Source organism: Pseudomonas sp. MWU349 (assembly GCF_017947325.1).
In the GTDB taxonomy this organism is placed as follows: domain Bacteria; phylum Pseudomonadota; class Gammaproteobacteria; order Pseudomonadales; family Pseudomonadaceae; genus Aquipseudomonas; species Aquipseudomonas protegens.
In genome coordinates this window covers 1,480,791-1,505,133 of sequence record NZ_JAFEVP010000001.1, presented here as the reverse complement: position 1 = coordinate 1,505,133, position 24,343 = coordinate 1,480,791, and the positions used below count along the sequence as shown (strand labels likewise).

Below are 24,343 nucleotides of genomic sequence, written 5' to 3'. Positions count from 1 at the left end.
TGAAACAGAGCGCCCGTCCGGGCGGCGCATTTTCAAGCCTTCCCCAGTACAACAATTCCCTCCCGTAGGAGCCGGCAAGCCGGCGAAGAGGGCGGTCTGGTGGTGCGCGGAATAACGACAGCCCAGCGCTGCCCTGGCGGCGATTTTCGCCGGCAAGCCGGCTCCTACAACGTTCGCGCGTTGTTCTCGTGAATGAAGCTTTTATGACAAAAGTTCGGTAGCACATGGCCACGCGCGTCTTGGGTATGTAACGCGCTTGAGGGGGCCGCCAGGCCACTTTTTTAAGCCGAGGCGGGACGCCGGGAGTGAGGCTATGGGGACTATGGAACGCTACTCGAAAGTGGGCATGCAGGAGCTGGATCAACGGCTGTCGAAGATTGTCGAGGCCGCGCGCAAGAAGCCGGTGTCGGTCTATCGCTACGGCGCGCCGTGGGTCTGGATCGTCTCCCAGGATGATTGGCAGGGCGCCTTGAAGGAGGTGGCCAGCTATATCCCGCCGGGGCATTCGCTGGTGCTGCTGCGCCCGCAGATCGATGAGTTGCTGGATCAGCACCGCGACCTGCTCCAGGGCCTCAACGCCGAGCCGGGGATGCTGATTGCGCCGCGCACGGTGATGCACATTCTGTTGTTGCAGCTGCTGTATTCGGTGCCCAGCGAGCAGCAACTCTATGAGCAGCTCAGCTACAACCTGCTGTTTCGCTGGTTCGTCGGCCTGGACCTGAATCAGAAGGTCTGGAGCTTCGGTGTCCTCAGTCGCGATATCGCCACGCTGTTGAACAACCCGCGGGCGGTGCAGTTGATCCAGAAAATCATCGGTGAAGTGTTCTGCGGTGCCTTGCTGCAAATGCCTGAGTTCTCGTTGAACTTCGCGCTGTTGCACACCTGGCTGGCTCGCCACGAAAACACCTCGATCACCAGCAATTGAATCGGCCAAACGCTGTGCAGACGGCGACGGCAATGCGCGCGTGCGCGCCAATTTTCAGACTTCTAGGGGGCGGTGTGGAGCATCTGGGCAAATCAGGGCGACCGGGCAGTGGCGGGCGCTGGTGGCCGTTGTGCGGTTGGTTGGCGCTAGCGGCGCTGGTGCCGGCGGTGCAGGCCGAGGAGGGCGAGCCGGCCCCGGTCGAAGCCTCGGCGGCGGCGCGGTTGGTGGACGTCAATGAGTACTTCGTGCGCGGCAATACGGTGCTCGATGCCCGGGCCATCGAGGAGGCGGTGTATCCCTTCCTCGGCCCGCAGAAGGCCCTGGCCGATATCGAAGGCGCCCGGGATGCGCTGCAGAAGGTCTATCAGGAGCGCGGCTACCAGTCGGTGTTCGTCGAGCTGCCGGAGCAGAAGGTCGAGGACGGTATCGTCTACCTGCAGGTCAGTGAAACCAAGGTCGGCCGGGTGCGGGTGGTGGGGGCCAAGCATTATTCGCCGGTGGAGATCCGCGATCAGGTGCCGGCGCTGAAAGAAGGCGAGGTACCGGACTTTGCCACGGTGCAAAGCCAGCTGGCCGGGCTCAACCGCGGCGCCGGGCGCCAGGTCATGCCGCTGGTGCGCGAAGGCCAGCGCCCGGGGACCATGGATGTGGACCTGCAAGTGGAAGACCAGAACCCCTGGCACGCCAGTGTCGGCCTGAACAACGACTACAGCGCCGACACCGAGAAGCTTCGCACGGTGGTCAACGTCGGCTACGACAACCTCTGGCAGCTGGGCCACAGCATTTCCCTGACCTATTTCACCGCGCCCCAGGACACCGACAACGCCAAGGTCTGGTCCGGCTCCTACACCGCACCGCTGAGTGATCGCTGGGCCTTGCAGTTCTCCGGCTACCAGTCCGATAGCAACATCGCCACCATCGGCGGCAGCAATGTGCTGGGCAAGGGCCATTCCTACGGGGTGTCGGCGATCTACACCTTGCCCGCCGCGGGCAACTGGGCCAACTCGCTGTCGGTGGGTGTGGACTTCAAGGACTTCGACGAAGAGATGCGCTTTGGCCGCAGCAGCGACCAGATTCCGCTGAAGTACGCCCCCATGACCTTTGGCTACAACGGCTATCGCTACAGCGAGAAAGCCCAGCTGGGCCTGGGCCTGAACCTGATCGTCGGCACCCGGCGCTTCTTCGGCTACGGCAGCGATGCCGAGGAGTTTCACTACAAGCGCGACGAGGCCAGCGCCAGCTTCTCGGTGCTCAAGGGCGACCTGAATTTCACCTACACCTTCGCCAACGATTGGCAGTCGGCGTCCAAGGCGGCGTTCCAGCTGGCCTCGGGGCCGCTGGTGTCCAACGAGCAGTATTCCGCCGGCGGCGCCACCTCGGTGCGCGGCTACCTGGCCGCCGAGCGCACCGGGGACGAGGGCTACCTGTTTTCCCAGGAGCTGCGCACGCCGTCTTTGGCCAAGTTCCTCGGCAGCTACGTGCAGGAGTGGCGCTTCTACGCCTTTGCCGAAGGCGCGCACCTGTCGCTGCACGACCCGCTGCCCGAGCAGGAGGACGAATACAGCCTGGCCAGTGTCGGCCTGGGCACCCGCGCCAGTTTGAGCAAGTGGCTGTCCGGCAGCCTGGACTGGGGCTACCCGCTCAAGGACGGCCCCAACACGCAGAAATACGACCCGCGCCTGCACTTCAGCGTGCAAGCGACGTTCTGACTTTTACGGAGACCCTTCACATGCAACGCTTATTCCTGAGCCTGTTGATCTGCCTGGGCTTCGTGCTCCCGGCCACGGCCCATGCCTGGTGGCAGGACGACTGGCATTACCGCAAGCAGATCAGCGTGGACACCACCCCGCAAGGCGCGGCCATCAACGAGGCCCTGGGCCGCACTGCGCTGCTGGTGCGCCTGCACACCGGCAACTTCACCTTCGACGGGGTCAAGGAAGACGGCGCCGACCTGCGCTTTGTCGCCGCCGATGACAAGACCGTGCTCAACCACCAGATCGAAAGCTTCGATCCGCTGATGGGCATGGCGCTGATCTGGGTCGATGTGCCCAAGGTCGAGGGCGGCCAGCGCCAGGACATCTGGATGTACTACGGCAACCCGAAGGCCCCGAGCACGGCCAATGGCCAACTGACCTTCGACCCCAGCTACACCGCGATCTACCACTTCGACGGCAGCAACGGCACGCCGGCCAAAGACACCACCGCCTACGGCAACACCGCGCAGAATGCCATCGGCGCGGCGGTTGACGGGGTGATCGGCCGGGCCCTGCAGTTCAGCGGCCAGCCGCTGTTGCTGCCGGCCAGCCCGTCGCTGCAGCACAACGCCGGCGGCGCCTTCACCTTCAGCGCCTGGGTGCGCCTGGACCAGGCCAGCGGTGAACAACTGCTGCTGGCCCGCCGCGAAGGTGCCGGCAGCCTGCTGATCGGTATCAACCAGGGCATGCCCTTCGTCGAAGTGGACGGCCAGCGCGCCGCTTCCACCCAGCCGCTGAACCCGGGGCAGTGGCAGCACCTGGCCCTGAGCGGCGAGGGCAGCCGACTGGCGCTGTATGTCAATGGCCGCGAAACCGCGAGCCTGGCCCAGGCCATTCCCACCTTCAATTCGGTGCTGGCGATCGGTGCCGACCTGCCGCCCGCCGCCGGGGCCGAGGCCAGTCACTTCCAGCCCTTCACCGGGGCCCTGGACGAGCTGCGCCTGTCCAAGGTGGCGCGTCCGGCGGCGCTGATCCTGGCCGATGCCAGCGCCCAGGGCGCGGAGTCGAAGCTGGTGGCCTATGGCGTCGATGAAGAACAGTCGGGTTTTGGTTTCGGCAGCCTGGGTTTCCTGCTCAAGGCGGTGCCGGTGGATGCCTGGGTGATCATCCTGGTGCTGGTGGGGATGATGATCCAGTCCTGGGTGATCATGCTGCGCAAGAACCGCATGGTCAGCCGGGTCAGCGCTGCCAACGGGCTGTTTCGCGAGCAGTTCGCCAAGGTCGGCACCCGCCTGGAGATGTTCGCCGACGATCAGGTACTGGCCAGCCGGCTGGAGCACTCCTCGCTGTGGCGCCTGTACCTGGTGGCGGTGAAAGAGATCCGCACCCGCCGCGAGCAGGGCGCCGATACCTCCTCGGTGTCGGCGGCCACCATCGAAGCCATCCGCTGCTCGATGGACGGGGTGCGCACCCGGGAAAACCAGCAACTGAGTTCCAAGCTCTCGACCCTGTCCAACGCCATCGCCGGCGGCCCCTACATCGGCCTGTTGGGCACGGTGCTGGGGATCATGGTGGTGTTCCTCGGTACCGCCATGGCCGGTGACGTCAACATCAACGCCATTGCACCGGGCATGGCCGCGGCCTTGCTGGCCACCGCCATGGGCCTGTTCGTCGCGATTCCGGCGCTGTTTGGCTACAACCGCTTGATCACCCGCAACAAGGAAGTCGGCGCCGACATGCGGGTGTTCGTCGACGAGTTCATCACCCGGCTGGCGGAGCTGCATGGCGAGAGCCAGAACAGCGAGAACGCCCACTGGCGGGTCAGTCACAGCAACGCGTCGGTTCCGGCCTGAGGAGAACTGCCATGGCTTCCGTGAACGCCTCCCATGACGACGAAGACGACGCCGCTGTCGACAGCATCAACATCACGCCCCTGGTGGACGTGCTGATGGTGGTGCTGGTGATGTTCATCCTCACCGCCACCGCCCAGGTTTCGGGCATCCAGATCCACTTGCCCAAGGCCAGCGCCTCGGTGTCGCTCTCGGAGGCCAAGACCAAGGCCATTTCGGTGAACGATGGCGGCCAGGTGTTCCTCGATGCCTATCCAGTCACCCTGGGCGAGCTGGAAGAGCGCCTGCGCATCGAGAAGGCGCAGAGCCCGGACTTCCCGATCATTGTCCGCGGCGATGCCACGGTGCAGTACCAGAAGGTCATTGAAGTCCTCGACCTGCTGCGCCGCCTGGAGTTGTCCCAGGTCGGCCTGGTCACCGGCAAACCGAGCCAGGGCTGAGCCATGACCGCACAACAACCGATCCAGCTGCCGCCGGTGCAGCACAAGCCGCGAGCCGTGCGCCTGCTCAAGTGGGGCGCGGGGCTGCTGCTGGGGGCCGTGGCGGCCTGGCTGCTGTGGCAGTGGGCCAATGACATGGCCGGGGTGCGCCGTGAAGCGCCGAAGGTGCCGACCATCATCCCGCTGCCGCCCCCGCCACCGCCCCCTCCGCCGCCTCCCGAGAAGCCCAAGGAGCCCGAGCCGGTGGAGGAGAAGGTGCCGGAACCCGAGCCCACGCCGACCCCCGAGGAGGTCAAGCCGGAGGAAGAGGCGCCGCCATCGCCAGCGGACGATCTGGCCAACCCGATGCAGATCGATGGCGACGCCCAGGCCGGCAACGACGGCTTCAACGTCGGCGCCGGCAAGGGCGGCGGCATGGCCGGTGCCGGTGGCGGCGGGCTGGGCACCGGGACCTACAAGCAGTACCTGGCGGCGACCTTCCAGCGCGTGCTGCGCGAAGACCCGGAGCTGCGCAAGAAAGCCTATGCCTTGCAGGTGGACCTGTGGCTGGGCGCCGACGGGCAGGTGACCCGCGCCGAATTGGCCGGCTCCAGCGGCAACCCCGAGACCGACCAGCAGGTGCTGGCGGCGCTGCGGGCCACGCCGCGCCTGAAAGAGCGCATGCCGGCTTCCCTGACTTTGCCGGTACGCCTGTCCCTCAAGGGCCGGCGACCGGAATGAGCAAACCCCTATTTGCAGTTTCTACAGGAGTTGTGTGCAGATGATTTCCACCGTGAATCGATTGACCCTGGCGCTCGGCATGGTCGCCCTGACCCTGGCCGGCCAGGCCACGGCCGCCGCGGCCGCGCCCTCGGAGAACGCCACGATCAACCTGATCCGTCTGTTGGTGCAGCAGGGGGTATTGAAGCAGGAGCAGGCCGACGGGCTGATCGCCCAGGCCGAGAAAGAAGCCCAGCAGGCCCGCGCCGCCACCGCCGCCACCGCCGTGGCGGCCACCGGCCCGGCTGCGGCGCCCGGTGACGTGCGGGTGCAATACGTGCCGGCCATCGTCCGCGACCAGATCCGCGATCAGGTCAAGGCCGAGGTCATGGCCACCGCCAAGCAGGAAAACTGGGCCCAGCCCAACACCTTCCCGGACTGGATCTCGCGCATCAGCTTCGACGGCGACATCCGCCTGCGCGACGAGTCGCGGTTCTTCGCCGACAACAACAGCAACGAGATCGTCGACTACGCCAAGCTCAACGACAGTGGCCCCTACGACGTCAACAAGGACACCAACAGCAAGCTGCCGCCGCTGCTCAACACCCGCGAGGACCGTGACAACCTGTTCCGCCTGCGGGCACGCCTGGGGATGAAGGCGGTGATCTCGCCGGAATGGACCGCGGGCATCCGCATCGGCACCGGCTCGGACAACAACCCGGTGTCCACCACCCAGACCCTGGGCGGCGGCTTTGGCAAGAAGGACATCTGGCTCGACCAGGGCTACCTGACCTGGAAAGCCACCCAGGACCTGACCCTGACCGGCGGGCGGATCGCCAACCCGTTCTATTCCACCGACATGCTGTATTCCAACGACCTCAACTTCGACGGCGTGGCGGCTATCTTCAACCACAAGCTGAGCAGCGACTGGGGCCTGTTCGGCACCCTCGGCGCCTTCCCGGTGGAGTACACCAACGACACCGCCACCAGCAACGGCTTCGACAAGAACGAGAGCGACACCAAGTGGCTGTTCGGCGGGCAGGTCGGCGCCAACTGGAAGATCAACCGCAGCAACAGCCTCAAGGGCGCCCTGGCCTACTACCGCTTCGACGACATCGAGGGCCAGCGCTCAAGCCCCTGCGCACCCTGGGCCGGGGCCCCGGGCTGCGACACCGATGGCTCGCGGGTGGCCTTCATGCAGAAGGGCAACAGCGTGTTCCTGCTGCGCAACATCACCCCCAACCCGGCCACGCCGGGCCTGACCCCGCAGCCGCAGTTCGTGGGGCTGGCCTCCAAGTTCGACGTGCTCGATCTGAACCTGGCCTGGGACACCGAATTGCCGGACGACCTGCGCCTGCGCAGCCAGACCAACTACATCCGCAACCTGGCCTACGACAAGGGCGAGATGCTCAAGCGCAGCGAAGGCGAGATCGTCAACAACATCAACAGCCAGGGCCAGTTCGAAAGCGGCGGCAATGCGCTGATGGTGCAGTTCACCCTGGGCAACGCCCTGGAGATGAAGAAGGCCGGGGACTGGAACCTGTTGGCCGGCTACAAGTACATCCAGCCCGACGCCTTGCCCGACGGTTTCAACGACTCCTCGTTCCACCTGGGGGGCACCAACGCCAAGGGCTACTTCCTGGGCGGCAACTACGGCATCGACAAGAACATCTACGCCACGGCCCGCTACATGAGCGCCTCGGAAGTCTACGGGCCGCGCTACGAGGTGGACGTGATGCAGCTTGAACTCAACACGCGCTTCTAAGTGCAGGGAGGAAGGTTATGAACAGCCGAGCAAGGGCATGGGCGGCGAGCCTGTTACTGGTCTGGGGCGTGCTGGCCAGTGTCGGCGCCAGTGGCGAAGGCATGGAGGAGCGCCTGCGCACCCAGTTGCGCAGTACCACCCAGCAGCTGCAGGCCCTGCAAAGCGAACAGGCCCAGGCCGCGGCGGCGCGGGTTGCCGCCGAGAACGCGGCCAGGGAGGCCCAGGCCCAGGTCAAGCAACTGACCGCCGAGCTGGCCAAGACCCGCGGTGTGGCAGAGCAGTTGGCCGGCCAGCAGCAGAACCTGCACAACCAGGCCCAGGCCCAGGCGGCCGCCAGCAACGAGCAACTGGGCAAGTTCAAGAAGGCCTATGAAGACCTGCTGGTGCTGGCACGGGGCAAGGAAGCCGAACGGGCCAGATTGCAGGCGCAATTGAGCGAGCGTGACACACAAGTGCAGCAATGTGCGGTCAAGAATCAGCAGATGTACGGCATCGCCAAACAGATCCTGACGGCCTACGAAAACATCGACGTGGCCGAGGTGGTGAAAATCCGCCAGCCCTTCGCCGGCAGCGCCCGGGTCAAGTTCGAGGAACTGGCCCAGGGCTTTGGCGACGAGCTTTACCAGACCCAGTTCGACGCCCCCCGGGCGGCGAGCACCCACTGATCACCAGGGAAGAGATGACCATGACCTTGATTAACAGCGTCACCACCGACAGCCTCACCGACCTGCTGCAAGGCGCCGGCTACCGGGTCAACCAGACCGAACAGAACGGCATCGTGCAACTGCTCAGCGCCAGCCAGGGCATCGGCTACGCCGTGCGCTTGGGCAACCCGGGCAGCGAAGCCGGGCACTACGTGGACTTCACCTACAGCTGCGCGCTGCGGGTGCAGGGCGAACTGCCGGCGGGGCTGGCGCAACTGTGGAACGCCTCACGGCGCTTTGCCCGGCTGTCGCTGCAGGGCGAATTCCTGGTGATGGAGATGGACGTGGTGGTGGCCGGCGTCGGCGAGAGCCACCTGCGCAGCCAGCTGGAGCTGTGGGATCGGTTGCTGCAGGAGTTTATCGTCTACCTGCGCGAATACAGCCAGCAGGCGGCCCAGTTGCAGGCCCGGGCCGAAGTGCCCCAGGCGACGCAAAGCCAACCCCGGGAAGAGGTGGCCACCCTGTGAAAAAGCCCACCCTGGTGGTCGGTGCCGGGGCACTGACCTTGCTCGGCCTGGCGCTGGGCCTGGCCCTGCGCCCGGGCAACGACCCGGTGGCGGCGCAGCAGCCGGCCCCGACCCTGCTGCAACAACAAGTGGCGTCTACGCCCGCCGTGGCGCGCCTGGGCAATCAGCAGGTGGCGGCCGAGGAACTCAAGAGCCTGTTTGCCAGCCTGCCCGAGGAGTCCCGGGGGCAATTGCGCGGCAATCGCCCGGCGCTGGAAGCCTGGATTCGTTCACGGCTGGCGCAAAAGGCCGTGCTGGAGCAGGCCGATGCCCAGGGCTGGCGCCAGCGCCCGGAGGTGGAGCAGCAGACCCGCGCCGCCACCGAACAGATCGTGTTTCGCGACTATCTACAGTCGGTCAGCCAGGTGCCGGCGGACTACCCCAGCCCGGCGGAGTTGCAGCAGGCCTATGACAGCGGCAAGTCGGCGTGGATGACGCCGCCGTTGTACCGGGTCAGCCAGATCTTCCTCGGGGTCGCCGAGCCCCAGGCGGCCGAGCAGGTACGCCGCCAGGCGCAGGAACTGAGCCGCAAGGCCCAGGCCGCACCGGGGGAGTTTGCCGCCTTGGCGGCGCAGTACTCCCAGGACCGGGACAGCGCCCAGCGCGGTGGCGACTCCGGCCTGCAGCCCTTGGCGCAACTGCTGCCGGAGGTGCGTAGCGCGGTGGCCCGGCTCAAGGTGGGCGGGGTGTCCGAGGTGGTGCAGAGCGCGGCGGGTTTCCACGTGCTCAAGCTCACCGAACAGCAGCCGGCACGGACCGCCAGCCTGGACGAACTGCGTGATCGCCTGACCCAGGCCCTGCGCGCCCAGCGCCAGGAGCAGATCGCCAAGGCCTACCTGGAAGGCATGCTCAACACCGCGACCCTGAGCATCGATGGCGCGGTGTTGAACCAGGTCCTGGAGGACAAACTGTAGGTGCAGGCGTGCCAGCGAAGGCGGCGCAAGGGTTGCGGGCCCCTTCGCCGGCAAGCCGGCTCCTACGAAGCAACACGCAGCACCGGCAACTGTAGGAGCTGGCTTGCCAGCGAAGGCGATCTCACGATCACCGCCGTCCGCCCGCCAAGGAAGCAACATTCAACAAGACAGGGAGTCACCGATGTCCTTTCTCGAACCCGCTCCACTGCAGGGCTTTGCGCCATACACCGCGCCCCAGGAACCCCGGGAAGCCTGGCTGGCCCTGGCCGCCGGCATCGAACCTGCGGTGGCCCAGTACTTTCTGGTCAGCGCCCGTTGCGGCTGCTTCATGCAGGCGGCCCGCAGCCTGAACATCAAGGCCACGCTGCTGCGCAAGCAACTGGCGCAGTTGGAGGAGCACCTGCGCCGTTCGCTGTTCTGCTACCAGGGCAATGCCTTGAGCCTGAGCCGCGAAGGCCTGCAACTGCAGGCCCAGCTGATAGCCCTGGCCCACCAGCGGCGGCTGCCGGTGATCGAGCAACCCCTGATCCGCGTGGCCGTGGCGCAAACCATCCTCCACGACATCCTTGGCCGTGACCTGATCGCCTTGCTGCGGCGCAATGCCAGCGCCCGGCTGGAAATCATCTCCATCGACAGCGACCTGTCCCTGCAGGCCCTGAGCGCCGACCTGGTGCTGTGGCTGGCGGCCGAGGATTCACCCCTGCCGGGCCCCAGCTTCGCCACCCGCGAACCCATGCCCCTGGCGCGCATCGACTACCTGCCGCACATCGCCAAGCGCTACTCCCGGGTCGCGGCCCGCCCCGACAGCCTGGACGACCTGGCGGACTACATGCTGGTGCAGTGGCAGCACGACCGTCATATCGAGCCGTTCCGGCCCTGGAACAGCCTGGTGGAGCAGCGCCTGGCCGGGGTGGTGCAGGTGCATTCCTATGAACTGATGCTGGAGATGATCCGCTGCAGCGCCTGCATTGGCCTGCTGGCGCAGTACATGAGCCGCTTCGACCGTGGCCTCACCGCCTTGCCGGGCCTGTTCGAGGAAAGCATGCAACGCCGCGCCTGGCTGGCGGTCAATGCCCAGGTGGAGCATGAAGAGCCGGTACAGCAACTGGTGGAACTGATCCTCAGTACCTTCAGCGAACGCCAGGACTGGTTTGTCTGAACGGACCTGCCCGCTCTTGCAGATATTCACCCCAGCGCCCACGAGCGGGCATCCACCGCTATTCCGTGTAGGAGCCGGCTTGCCGGCGAAGGGGCCCGCAAGCCCTGCGCCGGATCCGGAAACGCCTTCGCTGGCAAGCCAACGCCTACCAGGGGCATCCACCGCTATTCCGTGTAGGAGCCGGCTTGCCGGCGAAGGGGCCCGCAAGCCCTGCGCCGGCTCCGGAAACGCCTTCGCTGGCAAGCCAGCGCCTACCAGGGGCATCCACCGCTATTCCATGTAGGAGCCGGCTTGCCGGCGAAAGGGCCCGCAAGCCCTGCGCCGGCTCCGGAAACGCCTTCGCTGGCAAGCCAGCGCCTACGGAGGGGCCTGGGTGACCGCCGCTTGCCGGCCAACGCGCTCCATTGCCCTCGTCATCCAGAGGTGCATGCCCTTACACTCGGTGGACACTTCGGCTTCAAGGATGACCTCGCCATGCCCAACGCCCATCCCGCCATCGTCATCGAGCGGTGCAACGAAACCCATATCGACGGCCTGACGGCGCTGTACAGCGAACCCAGTGTGGCGGCCCAGACCCTGCAACTGCCTTACCAGTCCCGCGAGTTGTGGCGCAAGCGCGTCGGGCAGGGGCAGGAAAACGAGGGGCTGGTGGCCCTGGTTGCCCTGCACCAGGGCGCGGTGATCGGCAGTTGCAGCCTGCTGCAGGTGGCGCGGGTGCGCCGGGCCCATTGCGCCGGCATCGGCATGGGCGTGTCCCCGGCCTGGCAACGCGAGGGCATCGGCAGCCGCCTGCTGGCGGCGGTGCTGGAGGTGGCCGACAACTGGATGAACCTGCGCCGGGTGGAGTTGACGGTGTATGCCGACAACCAGGCCGCCATCGGCCTGTACCGCAAATTCGGCTTCGAAACCGAAGGCCAGTTGCGCGATTACGCCGTGCGCGATGGCGGTTATGTCGATGTGCTGAGCATGGCGCGGTTGCGTCGTTGAGGCCGGTTCGTGTCGCCGCTGCCGCAGGCTCGGGCCGCGTTCGGACGACCGGCTCCGCAGCAGATGCCGGGTTCTTGAGGCCGCCCGAGGTTCGACAGGTGGTCGCCCAGCAAGGCCCTGCGGGCTCTGACGTTCACTCCAGCAAAGCGAAATCCACCGCCGCCCGGGCATGCAGTTCGGTGGTGTCCAACAGGGGCAGGGCGCTGTGCTCGGGCTTGAGCAGCAGGCCGATTTCCGTGCAGCCGAGGATGATCGCCTCGGCACCACGGGCCTGCAGCCCGTCGATCACGTGCTGGTACAGCCGCCGCGAGCTCTGGCTGACAATGCCCACGCACAGTTCCTCATAGATGATGCGGTGCACCGCCTGGCGCTGCGCTGCATCGGGCACCAGTACCTTCAGGCCCCGGTCTTCCAGGCGGCCCTTGAGGAACGCCTGCTCCATGGTGAAGGCCGTGCCCAGCAACCCCACGCTCAGGGTGCCGGCTGCCTGGGCGGCCTGCACCACGGGGTCGGCAATATGCAAAAAGGGCACTCCAATGGCGGCCTCTATCTGCCCGGCGACCTTGTGCATGGTGTTGGTGCAGAGCACCACGCATTCGGCGCCGCCGGCTTCCAGGCGCCGGGCTGCCTCCACCAGGATCGCCGCCGCGTCGTCCCAGCGCCCGGCATGCTGGGCCTGTTCGACAGGCCCGAAGTCGACGCTGTACATTAACAGCCGCGCTGAACGCAGCGGCCCCAGTCGATCGCGAACCTGCTGATTGATCAGGCGATAGTATTCGGCGCTGGACTCCCAGCTCATGCCGCCGATCAGGCCGATGGTGCGCATGGGCAACTCCTCTGTGGTGCGGTTGGGTAAGGCTCAGTTTCACGCCGCCACGGGTGGCGATCTATCAGGAAATTTCACATGCCCCAGGTGCTCGAACATCGCCTGCTGGACGGCCGCCTGCTGCTGCAACTGCTGCCGGCCGCGGCCTACAGCGCCCGCGATCCGGCCCAGTGGCAGACCTTGGGGGTGACCCTGGAGCGTCAGCGCGGGGTACATGCCATCGACTCCGACCGCCGCGAGGATTTCGATACCTGGCCCGGCACCCTGGCCCTGACGCCCGCAGGCATTGAAGTGTTTTCCGAATCCGCCATGGGCGGCGAATACCTGCTGTTGCGCTGGCAGGGCGCGACGCCGCTGGTTCCTGGCCAGCGCCGGATGCAGAGCCCGGGGCATGCCCGCGCCCTGGCCCTGGGGCGCGAAGCCAGGCGCCTGCTGCTGGCGCCCGAGGCCGATGAGCTGGCTCTGGAGCAATGCGCGCTGGCGTTTCTGGGGCTGGCCCAGCCCGGTCGGGCAGCGCCAGCCCCGGCCCCGGAGCTGGGGCAGGTGCTGCAACAGATGGCCGATGAATACGCCCGGCCCCTGTCACTGGCGCAGCTGGCCCTGACCTACGGCCACAACGAGTTGCGCCTGCTGCGCGACTTTCGTCGTGCTGTAGGCATCACGCCCCATGCCTGGATCACCGAAGTGCGTCTGCAAGCGGCCCGGCGGCTGCTGGAACACACGGACCTGCCTCTGGCGGCGATTGCCCTGGACTGTGGTTTTGCCCATCAGTCCCACCTGGGCAGCGCCTTGCGCCAGGCCACCGGCCTGACGCCGCGTCAGTACCGGCTGCAGTTTCAGCGCCGAGCGGCGCATACCGCGCTGTAGATTTTGCCTGGTAACGCCTTGCCGGTGATCGCCGCCAGCGGCCCGCAGGGTCATTATCGGTGGGCGCAGCTACAGGGCTCGGCGAGGCGGCGGGCAAACAACTCAACGCCCGACACCGGCATCTGCCATGCTCAGGGCCGGCGACCTGCTGTTCTCAAGGGGCGAAGCCAGGGACACAGCGCAATGGACGATATCCAGCAACTGGGCGAGATGCTGCGCCACTACGCGGCCAGTGAAGCCCACAAGAAGCAGCTGTTCGACAGCCAGTCGGTGGTCTGGGCGCGTCACATTCATCAATTGTTCGGGCAGATCGAAGACTGGCTGGCGCCGGTATTGCTGCCGGACCTGCTGGCGTTGCAGCGCGAGCCCTATGTGGCCTTCAGCCCGGCGGTGCCGCTGGAGGCCTCGACCTTCAAGAGCGAGAAGCTGACCATCCACATCGCCGGCAAACCGGTGGAGTTCGTGCCGGATGTGATGGGCCCCCAAGGGCAGATTTCCCTGGCAGTGATCGGCCTGACTGCGGCGCGGCTGGGCAGCGTCTCCCTGGTCGGCGAGGCTTCGGGCGGCTGGCAATGGCGCAAGACCAACGGCTTGAAGGACCCTGACGTCTTTGCCTTTGACGGCAATTTCCTCGCCGCTCAGTTGCAGAGCCTGATCCCCCGTGAACGCGCCTGACCCGGCATGGCTCCGGGGCCGGCGCTGGCTGGCCAGAGTCGGCTGGTTGAAGTGGTGCAAAGCGTGCGGGTTTCTTCGCCGGCAAGCCGGCTCCTACCGGGGGTAGCCTGCAGGAGAAGGTGGGTTACATGTCCAGGTTGATCCAACCCGGCTTGGGCTCTTCCGGGGCCACGGCGTTGACCTTCTTGCCCGTGGCCAGTTCCACCCGGCGGGCGACATCAGGGTCGTCGGCGAAGGGGATCAGGCTGGCATCGTCCAGGCTCTTGGCACTCTGGTGACGCAGGTAGTACTCGATGCAGAGGTAGAGAAACGCCACCCCCAGCAGGTTGAACAGTATGTCCATGGGTTTTCAGGCTCCCTGAAACGCAACACGCCGGTCACGGGGACCGGCGTGGGGCTGGTGGGTCAGGCGATCCGGGCGTCGCTCAGCGCCAGGCGCTCATCGGCAACGCGCACGGTGCGCCAGGTGTTGTAGGCCATCAGCAGCATGCCGCTGAGGAAGAACACGCCGCCGGCGAAACGCACCACGAACCCCGGGTGGCTGGCCACCAGGGCCTCGACGAAGGAGTAGGTGAGGGTGCCGTCTTCGTTCACCGCGCGCCACATCAGGCCCTGGGTGATGCCATTGACCCACATCGAGGCGATGTACAGCACGGTGCCGATGGTGGCGAGCCAGAAGTGCAGGTTGATCAACGGTACGCTGTACATCTGCTCGCGGCCAAAGACCTTGGGCACCATGTGGTAGATGGCCCCGAAGGTGATCATCGCCACCCAGCCCAGGGCACCGGCGTGTACGTGGCCGATGGTCCAGTCGGTGTAGTGGGACAGGGCGTTGACGGTCTTGATCGCCATCATCGGGCCCTCGAAGGTGGACATGCCGTAGAACGCCAGGGACAGCACCAGGAAGCGCAGGATCGGGTCGGTGCGCAGCTTATGCCAGGCCCCGGAGAGGGTCATCATGCCGTTGATCATGCCGCCCCAGCTCGGGGCCAGGAGGATCAGCGACATGGCCATGCCCAGGGACTGGGCCCAGTCCGGCAGCGCGGTGTAATGCAAGTGGTGCGGGCCGGCCCAGATGTACAAGGTGATCAAGGCCCAGAAGTGCACGATGGACAGGCGATAAGAGTACACCGGGCGCCCGACTTGCTTGGGCACGAAGTAGTACATCATCCCGAGAAAGCCCGTGGTCAGGAAAAAGCCTACGGCGTTGTGCCCGTACCACCACTGGACCATGGCGTCGGTGGCCCCGGAATACACCGGGTAGGACTTGAACCAGTCCACCGGGATCGACAGGTGGTTGACCACGTGGAGCATGGCGATCACCAGGATAAAGGCGCCGAAGAACCAGTTGCCGACGTAGATGTGCTGGCTCTTGCGCCGCACCACGGTGGTGAAGAAGACAATCGCGTAGGCGACCCAGACCACCGCCATCCACACCGCGCCGGCGAATTCGATCTCGGCGTATTCCTTGGTGGTGGTGTAGCCCAGGGGCAGGGTGATCAGCATGATCACGATCACCGACTGCCAGCCCCAGAAGGTGAAGGCAGCCAGAGTGTCGGAGTACAGCCGCACCTGGCAGGTGCGCTGTACCGCGTAGTAGCTGGCAGCGAACTGGGCGCTGCCGGCGAAACCGAAGATCACAAGGCTGGTGTGCAGTGGCCGCAGCCGGCCAAAGGTGCTCCAGGGCAGGTCGAGGTTCATCTCCGGCCATACCAGTTGCGAGGCAATCCACACCCCCATGGCCATGCCGATCACGCCCCATACCACTGTTGCGACGACGAATTGGCGAACCACCTTGTAGTTGTAGGCCTGTCCGATTGTTGCTGAGTTCATGGTCAATGCTTCCACGGTTGCAAAGTCTTGCCAGGCCACCCGGTCTGGCACGGGGTGCACTGTAGGAATCAGCGGGGAAACAAAACAGGCTCAGAAAAACCGCATTAATACGGATCAGATTTTCCTCATGCCTACGGTGGTGCAGCCTTGGCTGATATGGTTTTTTAGTTTTTACCTGAATCTGTAACGCTCTGCGCCGTACGCGCATAGTCGCCCCCTCACAACACGCGCCGTTTAGAGCACGATCAGCTTCGATGAGGTAGGGACATGTACCAGTACGACGACTATGACCGGGCCCTGGTGCTTGAGCGGGTGGCGCAGTTTCGCGACCAGGTCGAGCGCTTCATGGGCGGCCAACTGAGCGAGGAGGAGTTTCTGCCCCTGCGCCTGCAGAACGGCCTGTATATGCAGAAGCACGCCTACATGCTGCGGGTGGCGATTCCCTACGGCACCCTCAGCGCCCGGCAGATGCGCACCCTGGCCAGCATCGCCCGGGACTACGACCGCGGCTATGGCCATTTCACCACCCGGCAGAACCTGCAGTTCAACTGGATCGAGCTGGCCCAGGTGCCGGACATCCTGCAGCGCCTGGCCGAAGTGGAGATGCACGCCATCCAGACTTCCGGCAACTGTGTGCGCAACATCACCACCGAAGCCTTTGCCGGGGTGGCCGGCGATGAATACCTGGACCCGCGCCCCCTGGCGGAGATCCTGCGCCAGTGGTCCACCATCAACCCGGAATTCCTGTTCCTGCCGCGCAAGTTCAAGATCGCCATCTGCTCGGCCAGGCAGGACCGCGCGGCGATCATGATGCATGACATCGGTCTGTACCTGTACCGCGACCGCAGTGGCCAGATGCTGCTGCGGGTGATAGTCGGTGGCGGCCTGGGGCGCACGCCGATTCTCGGCCTGCAGATCCGCGACGGGCTGCCCTGGCAGCACCTGCTGTCCTATGTCGAGGCGGTGCTGCGGGTCTACAACCGCTACGGGCGGCGCGACAACAAGTACAAGGCGCGGATCAAGATCCTGGTCAAGGCCCTGGGCATCGAGGCCTTCGCCAGGGAAGTGGAGGAGGAGTGGCAGCACCTCAGGGACGGCCCGGCGCAACTCACCGAGGACGAATATCAGCGGGTGGCCAGTGCCTTTGTGCCGCCGATCTACGAGCGCCTGGCGGAAACCGACCTGGAGTACGGCAGCCACCTGGCCGAGTCCCCGGCCTTCGCCCGCTGGGTGGCGCGCAACGTGCACCCGCACAAGGTGCCGGGCTACACCTGCGTGGTGCTGTCGACCAAGCCGGGCCCGGCCTCGCCACCCGGTGACGTCACCGGCCAGCAGATGGAGGCGGTGGCCGACTGGTCCGAGGACTACGGCTTTGGCGAGATCCGCATTGCCCACGAACAGAACATCGTCCTGCCGGATGTGCCCAAGTCGCGCCTGTTCGAGCTTTGGCAGCGGGCCTGCGAACACGGGCTTGGTACCGCCAACGCCGGGTTGCTGACCGATATCATCGCCTGCCCGGGCGGTGACTTCTGCGCCTTGGCCAACGCCCGTTCGATCCCCATTACCCTGGCCATCCAGCAGCGCTTCGACGACCTGGACTACCTCCACGACCTCGGGGACATCAGCCTGAACATTTCCGGCTGCATGAACGCCTGCGGTCACCACCACATCGGCAATATCGGCATCCTCGGCGTCGACAAGAACGGCAGCGAGTGGTTCCAGGTCACCCTGGGCGGGGCCAAGGGCCGTGACAGTGCCCTGGGCAAGGTGATCGGCCCGTCCTTCAGCGCCGAGGAAATCCCCGAGGTGATCGAACGCATCATCGCCACCTTCGTACGCTACCGGGAAAGCGACGAACCCTTCGTCGAGACGCTGCAGCGCATCGGCCTGGAGCCGTTCAAGGAGCGGGTCTACCCCAAGGCCGTGGAGGCGCTGGCATGAACAACCTGCTGCGTTTGCACGAAGGCGAAGCCCAACGGGTGGAAGACGATGCCTGGAGCCTGGTGCGCGGGGTCGACGACGCATTGCCGGATGGGCCGCTGATTCTGCCCCTGGCCCTGTGGCTGATGCGCCGCATCGAGCATCACCCGACCCGGGACGGCGTATGGATCGGTCCGGACGACGAGGTGGAAAGCCTCAAGCCCTGGCTCAAGCTGATCCCGCTGATCGCCGTGGACTTCCCCAGCTTTCGCGATGGCCGGGGGTACAGCCAGGCCTACCTGCTGCGTACCCGCCTGGGGTGGATGGGCGAACTGCGAGCGATTGGCGATGTGCTGCGCGACCAGTTGAGCCATATGCGCCAATGCGGTTTCGACAGCTTTGCCGTGCGCGAAGACAAGTGCGCGCTGGACGCACTCAAAGGGTTGGCGGGGATGAGCGTGCTGTATGGCCGCTCGGTGATCGAGCCGCGGCCGCTGTTCCGTCGGCGCTGAGGATGACGCCAGGCTGTTCTGGTTAATGTAATTTCTAGAATAAATAAACGTTTAAAATCAATTAATTAAAATTGATAGTTAATCCTATTTGATTGGTTTTAGTGAGGGCTCGGGTAACCGAGCCCTCCTTGCCACTCCGCCTATTGCAACGCCGGGTCCCCGGGGTTGAGCTGTTTCCATTGCTGCATCAGTGCCTGGGCCTTGGGTTCCTGGCCGCTCTCCAGGTAGTACTGGATCAGGCTCAGGCGCGCATTGCGCTGGGTCGGCTGGCGCTGCAGCAGGGCTTGCAACTGACGGTTGGCAGCGTCCTGCTGGCCACTGTCGTGCAGGGCCACTGCCAGCACATAGGTGTACTGAGCATTGTGCGGCTCCAGCTCGGCGGCCTTTTTCAAGGCGGCCATGGCCCGTGCAGTGTCGCCCCCACGAATCAGGCTCAGGCCCTGGGTGTGCTGCAGCAGCGCCGACCCCGGGTGCTGTTGCAGGGCCTGGGCCAGCAGTTGCTGCGCCTCCTGGCTGCGGCCATTGGCTTCCAGCCACTGCCCCAGGGTCACCAGGGCCGGGAAGAAGTCGCTGTCACGGCGCAAGGCTGCGCGCAAGTAGGGTTCGACCTCGGTGCTGCGCCCGCTGGCCTGGTAGAGCATGGCCAGGTTGAGGTTGGCCTCGGCCCGCTCCACGAGGCTCAACTGCACCGCTTCATATTCGCCAAGGGCTTTGTCCCAGGCCCCTTGAGCCGGGCCCAGGCCATCGCGCGCGGCGCCCAGCAGGTCGCGAGCCGCGGTGATCCGCACGGCCTTGACCGGGTCTTGCAGCAGGGGCACCAGCAGCGGGCCACGTTCGGCCGGCGGCACCAGGGCGCTGGTGGCTCGCACCGCGCTTTCGCGCACCTGGGGCTCCACATGCCCGAGGGCCTGGGTGGCCAGTTGCAGTGCCTGGGCGCTGGGATAGTTGGCCAGTTCGGCCAGCAGGGTGGCACGCTGGATCGGTGGCAGGTCGCCGCGCTGCAGTTGTTCCTGCAACGCCTGGGCTGCCCCGGGCCGGCCGCCGCGGATCAGCCACAGGCTGTCGTCGTAGCGCGGTGGCTGGGGCGGGCTGTTGGCCGTCCATAGCTGGAACTGCCGGCTGATGCGTTCGCCGGCCTGTTGCCCCTGGTGGCAGTTCAGGCAGGCATCGGCCGTGCCAAGCTTCTGCGCCCGTAGCGGGTTGGGCAGGCTGAAGCTGTGGTCATGGCGGTAGTCATTGCCCATGTAGACCTTGCCCGGCATATGGCAGTCCACGCATTGCGCACCGGGCTGGCCCGGGGTGTGCCGGTGATGCTCGGGGGCATCGTAATCCTTGGCCTGCAACCCGCGTCCGTCGATGCCGGCTGCCGTGCTCTTGCCGGCGGGGTTGTGGCATTGCAGGCATACGGCGTTGCCCGGGGCCTTGAGCTGGGTGCTGTGGGGGTTGTGGCAATTGCTGCAGCGCACCCCCTTGTCGAACATCTTGCTCTGGGCGAAGGAGCCGTACTCGAACACCTCGTCCTTGATCTTGCCGTCCAGGGCGTACAGCTCCCGGGTCAGGGCGCTGGGCAGGTAGTCATCCATCAAGCGCTGGCCGACGTGGTAGCCGTCGCCCAGGGGCGCGCGCCGGGCGTGGCAGCGGGCGCAGGTCTCGATCTCTTGGGTGGCGCTTGCGGCCTTGAGGTCCACGGCGAAGCCGGCGTTGGCCAGGGTGGCCTTGCTGGCCGTGGCCTGCAGATGGTTGGAGGCTGGGCCGTGACAGGCCTGGCAGCCGACACCGAGGCTGTTCCAGCGGCTGTCGAAGCGCTCCTGGCTGGCGCTGAAATTACGCTGGTAGCCGGTGGTGTGGCATTCCACACACATGAAGTTGGCGTTCTGGCTGGGCTTGCTCCAGTGCAGCGGGTTCTTGAAGTTAACGCCCTGGCCCGGATACAGGTGGAACCACTGCTGCTTGCGGGTATCCCAGGCCACGCCCAGGGCTTGCAGGCGCCCCTGGCCGACTTCGATCAGGTATTGCTGCAAGGGTTCGATGCCGAAGGTATAGGCCACCTTGAAGTTCGCGGGCCTGCCGTCGGCACCGGGGGTGTTGACCCAGAACTCGGTCCCGCGGCGAAACAGGCGGGTGCTTTCGCCTTCGGCCTTGAAGTGCTGTTCATTGAAATTGCCCAACACCGTCTGCGGGTTGGCCTCCTGCATCGCCAGTTGATGGTGCGAGCCTTGCCAGTCCCTGGCCTGGGCCTGGTGGCAGCCCTGGCAAGCCTGTTCATCGACGTACTGGGCGACCGGCAGCGCTGGCGTCGCCTTGGGCTGAGTGGGGGGCGGGGCCGCAGCTACCTGCGGCGCCACCAGCCGTGGTGGTTCGGCCAGCAGGAACCCGCCGAGCCCGCCGAGCACCAGCAGCAACAGGAGGGCGCCGAAGGGGAACAGGTAGCGGTAGGGCGAAGGTGCAACTGAAGCAGGTAGGGTGGAGAGTGGGTTATTCTTCTTCGGCTTGGGCATTGCGACGTCCGTATCCAGAATGCGGAGCCTTGATCGGCACTCTCAGGCTCGATGGAGCTTTGACGGCAGGTTCCGGTCTGTCAAATCCGGGTTGTGAATCAGCCCGCAAGCCGTGTCAAACAACCCGCGCCGGCGGGGCAAAGCGCCGGCTTTTGGCTATACCTTAATTTCCCCCTAGCCAGTCCCTGGCTGCTGCACCTACAGGAGTTACACATGAAGCTTGCTCTGACCCTCAGCGCGCTGTGCCTTGCCACCCTCGGGATGGTGGGCTGTTCCAGCAAAGTGCCCCAGCCTGACGAGTACTCCGGGTTTCTCAGCGACTACAGCCAGCTCAAGGAAGCCAAGTCACCGTCCGGGGTAGAGGTGATGCGCTGGATCGATCCCAAGCTCAAGCTGAGCAACTACAGCAGCGTGTACATCGAACCGACCCAGTTCTACCCGCAGCCGCAGCCAACGGTGAAGATCCCCCAGAGCACCCTGACCGCCATCACCCGCTATTACGACCAGGCGCTGCAGCGCGAGGTGAGCAAATCCCTGCCACTGGCCACCGGTCCGGGCCCAGGGGTGATCGTGGTGCGCGCAGCGATTACTGCAGTCACCAGCAAGACCGAAGGCCTGAAACCCTATGAAATCATCCCCGTGGCCCTGGTGGCGGCGGCGGTGAGCACCGCCAGTGGCATCCGCGACCAGGAAACCACCCTGGCCACCGAGGCGGCGTTCCTCGACGGCAGCACCCACGCGGTGATTGCCGAAGTGGTGCGCAAGGGCACCGGCAAACCGTTGGCAAACGACACCCAGGTGATGCAGGCCAGTGACGTGAAGAACGTGATCGACGGCTGGGCCTATGACATGCACCAGTCCTACCTGCAACTGAAGAACAAGTGACCGACCGTTGATGGCCGCGGCGCTTGAAAGTGCCGCGGCCGTCATTCCATCTCAGTATTGGCTGCGCGCCAGTTTGTTGTAGTGGTAGAGCATCTGGTCGTAACCCTGGGTCACTGCGTGGTAGTCGTCGCTCAGGCGTTGCGGCTCGGCATGTTGCTGCCAGTCGCGGTGCAGGGTGTCCAGGGCCTTGAGGTATTGGTCGCCGGGTTGGGCGATCAGTTGCCAGAGGTACAGCACCTGCTCGGTGTTCTTGTCCGGCTGGCCTGTTTTCAGGTACTGCTGCCGAGCGTCCCAGGTCTGGCGCAACTGCCGGGTGACCTGCGCCAGCTGGTCCGGGGTCAGGCTTTGCTGGCGTACGCCTGCCTCGACAAATTCCACGGTGCTGCGGGCCTGGATCATGTACTCCAGCAGCGCCCAGTGGGCATTGCGCCCCAGGCGTTGCTCCAGGCGTAGCAACTGCTGGCTGCGCGGTTCGATATCCAGGGCCGGGAGCAGCTGGCGCACGGCATTGGAAGCTTCCAGGTAAGCCTCGCTCTGTTGCGCCAGTTGGCGAGCAAACTCATCCAGTTGCGCCTCGGTCAGGGGCCGCCCGATGCCCATTTTGCGCATGAAGGAATCCTTGGTCAGGGCCGCGAAGGGCCCGAGCACTTGCAGGTAGCGCTCGGTGGCGGGGAGCAAAGGGCTGTCCGGGGCCAGGACCTGCAATTTATCGGTGATTCTGCCGGGGCAGTCGAGGCGGTACAGCGTGTCGATGTCCTGGTGGCTGTAGGCATACAGGTCGTAGGCTTCGGGCGCCTTGGCCCGAGGCGCACCCTCGGCCATGAAGGCCTGGTGGGCCAGGCGCCAGGGCACATCCACCTGGTTCATGCAATTGACGATCGGTGCCAGGGCATTGGCCTGGGCGGTGCTCGGGCTGTCCTGGTGGTCCAGCCACAGGTCGAGGCGCCCCAGGGGCTTGCTGGCCCCGGCCAGGCCGACCAGCGTCAGCCCCAGAACCAGGCCGATGGGCAGCAACCAATTGGGGTTCATGGCTGCCCCTCCTGGCCGTACCACTGGCGGGCGGTGGCCGGGGCCGCGCAGCCCTCGGCATTGGCGGGCAGGCGCGCGCACAGGCGTTCGCTCCATTGCTGCAGGCCCTGGTTGGGGTTGAGCGTGCGCTGGCTGGTGAACAGCTGAAGGCCACCCAGGCCTGCCACCAGCGCCATGCAGCCCAGGCCGATCAACAGCCGCCGGCGCCAGGGAGCGGGTTTTTCCCAGGAAGCCTGGGCCTTGAGTTCGCGGCGCCGCAGGCTCGCCACCCCCAGCAGCACGGCCAGGTAAGTAGCGGCGCTGACCGGGCCGCAGAAATATCCCAGGGCACCGCTGATCAGCAGGGCCGGCAGCAGGTCGCGCAGGACCAGTACCTCGCGGTCCGGGTTGAGCCAGAGCGGCAGGCGTGCGCCGAGTGCCTGGTCGCGTACCCAGAGGCGGTGAGCCAGAGGCTGCCAGAGCCACCCCAGCAGGGCCCCGGCGCCGGCAAAACAGGTGCTCCAGAACAGCGTCACGCCAATGATTTCCCCCAGGCTGCCGGCTTGCGGCGCATAGCGGGCCACGGCCCCCGCCAGGCAGGCGAGGACAATGCCCAGGTACATGGGCCAGGCGTTGAAGGCGAACTCCCAGTCGCGCCAGAAGAACGGCGTGCCGCCGGGCATGCCGGCCGATACCTCGGGGTGATTGGCGTGCAGCCGCGAGCTCAGTTGGCGGCAGCAGGCCCAGTCATCGGGGCGCAGGCGCCGGGCGAAGTTGCGCCGGCGGGTGAAGCTGATGGGCGCCAGCAGCAGGTAGGCGGCGCGTTGTTGCGGGCTGGCCGGCGTCTGGATGGCCAGGGCCTGCTGGCGGGCAATGAATACCGGTGCTTCGTCACGGGCTTTGAGACGCTCCCATTCCAGCGCCGGACAGGCGTTGTCCTCACCGTTGTGCCAGCCCTGGCCGGCACACACCGCGGCGAACCCCGGGCTGGACCAGTAGGGGCTGTTGAGCAGCAGCTCCACCAGTTGCAGGTTGAACCACTGGCCCTGGTCCAGGCTGTTCAGCCAGGGCTGCTGCTGGCGTTGCGCACAGGCCTGGAGCAGAGCCTGGTCGTCGCGCTGGGCCAGGGCGTCCTGCAGGGGCTGCAAGAGCTTTTCCTGGCACTGTTCCAGCAATGCATCGATCAGGTACTCCGGCAGTTCCAGGCGCTGCCAGGCGCTGAGCCAGTGGAACGTGGCAAAGGCCCAGGCCAGCAGCTGTTGCGACTGGTCCGGGCGCTCCACGCAGTGGCGCAACAGGCCCAGCTCGAACTCCAGCAGGCAGTCGCTCTGGATCGCCTGCTGATAGCGCAGGTCCAGTTGCTCGATGCGGATGCCCTCCAGCAAGGGGGCGACTCGCTGCGCCGGCGACAGCGGCTCTGGGCCCTGCGGCGCCTGCCCGGCCAGCGGCATCGGGTCTTCGTCCAAATGTGGATCCTGCGCCTGCATGCCCAACCACCGGGCTTGCTCCAGCGCCGATTCATAGGCTTCGCGCAGGCGCTGGAACGCCACCGGGTCTTCATCCGGGCGGGTCTGCTTGAGCAGCCTGGCGTAGTGGCGTTTGATGGTGCGGGTATCGGCGGTGGCCGGCAGGCCGAGCAGGGTCCAGCAACTCATTGGGCGGTACGACTCCATGAA

At 65.9% G+C, this 24,343-nt stretch carries 22 protein-coding genes; 16 read left to right on the top strand and 6 right to left on the bottom strand.

Annotation, left to right across the window (positions count from 1 at the left end; genetic code table 11):
• Nucleotides 1-322 precede the first annotated feature (322 nt).
• The 11 genes from KCG88_RS06495 (at nt 323) to KCG88_RS06445 (ending at nt 11,643) form a co-directional block, all read left to right on the top strand.
• The gene (locus tag KCG88_RS06495) at nt 323-925 is read left to right on the top strand and encodes a transposase (protein WP_047286332.1); all 603 of its coding nucleotides are present in this window, start codon (nt 323-325) and stop codon (nt 923-925) included.
• A 32-nt stretch (nt 926-957) separates the two neighbouring features.
• Entirely contained in the window at nt 958-2,634 is a 1,677-nt protein-coding gene (locus KCG88_RS06490) for a ShlB/FhaC/HecB family hemolysin secretion/activation protein (RefSeq protein ID WP_182999901.1), read from the top strand.
• A gap of 20 nt (nt 2,635-2,654) precedes the next feature.
• Complete coding sequence (locus KCG88_RS06485) at nt 2,655-4,472, top strand: MotA/TolQ/ExbB proton channel family protein (protein WP_210712012.1); 1,818 nt, start codon at nt 2,655-2,657, stop codon at nt 4,470-4,472.
• 11 nt (nt 4,473-4,483) lie between these two features.
• Nucleotides 4,484-4,909 (top strand): biopolymer transporter ExbD, encoded by a 426-nt coding sequence (locus KCG88_RS06480; RefSeq protein ID WP_047336681.1) that lies wholly within the window; start codon nt 4,484-4,486, stop codon nt 4,907-4,909.
• A gap of 3 nt (nt 4,910-4,912) precedes the next feature.
• Nucleotides 4,913-5,629: an energy transducer TonB gene (locus tag KCG88_RS06475; protein ID WP_047286335.1), complete on the top strand. Its 717-nt coding sequence runs from the start codon at nt 4,913-4,915 to the stop codon at nt 5,627-5,629.
• 40 nt (nt 5,630-5,669) lie between these two features.
• Nucleotides 5,670-7,373 carry a putative porin gene (locus KCG88_RS06470; protein ID WP_210712010.1) on the top strand — a complete coding sequence of 568 codons (1,704 nt, stop codon included), beginning with the start codon at nt 5,670-5,672 and terminating at the stop codon, nt 7,371-7,373.
• A gap of 17 nt (nt 7,374-7,390) precedes the next feature.
• Nucleotides 7,391-8,038 carry a DNA repair protein gene (locus KCG88_RS06465; RefSeq protein ID WP_210712009.1) on the top strand — a complete coding sequence of 216 codons (648 nt, stop codon included), beginning with the start codon at nt 7,391-7,393 and terminating at the stop codon, nt 8,036-8,038.
• Between the two features lie 20 nt (nt 8,039-8,058).
• Nucleotides 8,059-8,544: a YbjN domain-containing protein gene (locus tag KCG88_RS06460; protein ID WP_210712008.1), complete on the top strand. Its 486-nt coding sequence runs from the start codon at nt 8,059-8,061 to the stop codon at nt 8,542-8,544.
• Nucleotides 8,541-9,497, top strand: coding sequence for a peptidylprolyl isomerase (locus KCG88_RS06455; RefSeq protein ID WP_047286339.1), 957 nt, complete (start codon nt 8,541-8,543; stop codon nt 9,495-9,497). Before KCG88_RS06460 ends, KCG88_RS06455 begins: the two co-directional genes overlap by 4 nt.
• A 181-nt stretch (nt 9,498-9,678) precedes the next feature.
• Nucleotides 9,679-10,656, top strand: coding sequence for a LysR family transcriptional regulator (locus KCG88_RS06450; protein WP_210712006.1), 978 nt, complete (start codon nt 9,679-9,681; stop codon nt 10,654-10,656).
• Between the two features lie 474 nt (nt 10,657-11,130).
• Nucleotides 11,131-11,643 carry a GNAT family N-acetyltransferase gene (locus tag KCG88_RS06445; protein ID WP_047286341.1) on the top strand — a complete coding sequence of 171 codons (513 nt, stop codon included), beginning with the start codon at nt 11,131-11,133 and terminating at the stop codon, nt 11,641-11,643.
• 133 nt (nt 11,644-11,776) lie between these two features.
• On the opposite strand, the gene KCG88_RS06440 is transcribed toward KCG88_RS06445, so the two are convergent.
• Nucleotides 11,777-12,469, bottom strand: a complete 693-nt coding sequence (locus KCG88_RS06440) for an aspartate/glutamate racemase family protein (protein ID WP_210712005.1) — start codon at nt 12,467-12,469, stop codon at nt 11,777-11,779.
• Nucleotides 12,470-12,547: 78 nt separating this feature from the next.
• Here KCG88_RS06440 and KCG88_RS06435 point away from each other — a divergent pair, with 78 nt between their 5' ends.
• Together KCG88_RS06435 and KCG88_RS06430 are read left to right on the top strand one after the other, a co-directional pair.
• Nucleotides 12,548-13,336 carry a helix-turn-helix transcriptional regulator gene (locus KCG88_RS06435; protein ID WP_210712004.1) on the top strand — a complete coding sequence of 263 codons (789 nt, stop codon included), beginning with the start codon at nt 12,548-12,550 and terminating at the stop codon, nt 13,334-13,336.
• Between the two features lie 183 nt (nt 13,337-13,519).
• The gene (locus KCG88_RS06430) at nt 13,520-14,011 is read left to right on the top strand and encodes a hypothetical protein (protein WP_210712003.1); all 492 of its coding nucleotides are present in this window, start codon (nt 13,520-13,522) and stop codon (nt 14,009-14,011) included.
• 124 nt (nt 14,012-14,135) lie between these two features.
• On the opposite strand, the gene KCG88_RS06425 is transcribed toward KCG88_RS06430, so the two are convergent.
• Together KCG88_RS06425 and ccoN are read right to left on the bottom strand one after the other, a co-directional pair.
• Nucleotides 14,136-14,354 (bottom strand): cbb3-type cytochrome c oxidase subunit 3, encoded by a 219-nt coding sequence (locus KCG88_RS06425; RefSeq protein WP_210712002.1) that lies wholly within the window; start codon nt 14,352-14,354, stop codon nt 14,136-14,138.
• Between the two features lie 62 nt (nt 14,355-14,416).
• Nucleotides 14,417-15,844, bottom strand: coding sequence for a cytochrome-c oxidase, cbb3-type subunit I (gene ccoN, locus KCG88_RS06420; protein WP_011061125.1), 1,428 nt, complete (start codon nt 15,842-15,844; stop codon nt 14,417-14,419).
• Nucleotides 15,845-16,111: 267 nt separating this feature from the next.
• On the opposite strand from ccoN, the gene KCG88_RS06415 reads away from it, so the two are divergent.
• Nucleotides 16,112-17,785 carry a nitrite/sulfite reductase gene (locus KCG88_RS06415; protein ID WP_047286347.1) on the top strand — a complete coding sequence of 558 codons (1,674 nt, stop codon included), beginning with the start codon at nt 16,112-16,114 and terminating at the stop codon, nt 17,783-17,785.
• Nucleotides 17,782-18,276 carry a DUF934 domain-containing protein gene (locus tag KCG88_RS06410; protein WP_065363961.1) on the top strand — a complete coding sequence of 165 codons (495 nt, stop codon included), beginning with the start codon at nt 17,782-17,784 and terminating at the stop codon, nt 18,274-18,276. Before KCG88_RS06415 ends, KCG88_RS06410 begins: the two co-directional genes overlap by 4 nt.
• Nucleotides 18,277-18,416: 140 nt before the next feature.
• Here KCG88_RS06410 and KCG88_RS06405 read toward each other — a convergent pair whose 3' ends face one another.
• Nucleotides 18,417-20,774, bottom strand: a complete 2,358-nt coding sequence (locus tag KCG88_RS06405) for a tetratricopeptide repeat protein (RefSeq protein ID WP_210712000.1) — start codon at nt 20,772-20,774, stop codon at nt 18,417-18,419.
• A 213-nt stretch (nt 20,775-20,987) separates the two neighbouring features.
• Here KCG88_RS06405 and KCG88_RS06400 point away from each other — a divergent pair, with 213 nt between their 5' ends.
• Nucleotides 20,988-21,659, top strand: a complete 672-nt coding sequence (locus KCG88_RS06400) for a DUF3313 domain-containing protein (protein ID WP_047286350.1) — start codon at nt 20,988-20,990, stop codon at nt 21,657-21,659.
• Between the two features lie 51 nt (nt 21,660-21,710).
• On the opposite strand, the gene KCG88_RS06395 is transcribed toward KCG88_RS06400, so the two are convergent.
• Complete coding sequence (locus KCG88_RS06395) at nt 21,711-22,688, bottom strand: DUF3829 domain-containing protein (protein WP_047286351.1); 978 nt, start codon at nt 22,686-22,688, stop codon at nt 21,711-21,713.
• The gene (locus tag KCG88_RS06390; RefSeq protein WP_210711999.1) at nt 22,685-24,322 is read right to left on the bottom strand and encodes a J domain-containing protein; all 1,638 of its coding nucleotides are present in this window, start codon (nt 24,320-24,322) and stop codon (nt 22,685-22,687) included. Before KCG88_RS06390 ends, KCG88_RS06395 begins: the two co-directional genes overlap by 4 nt.
• Between the last annotated feature and the right edge of the window lie 21 nt (nt 24,323-24,343).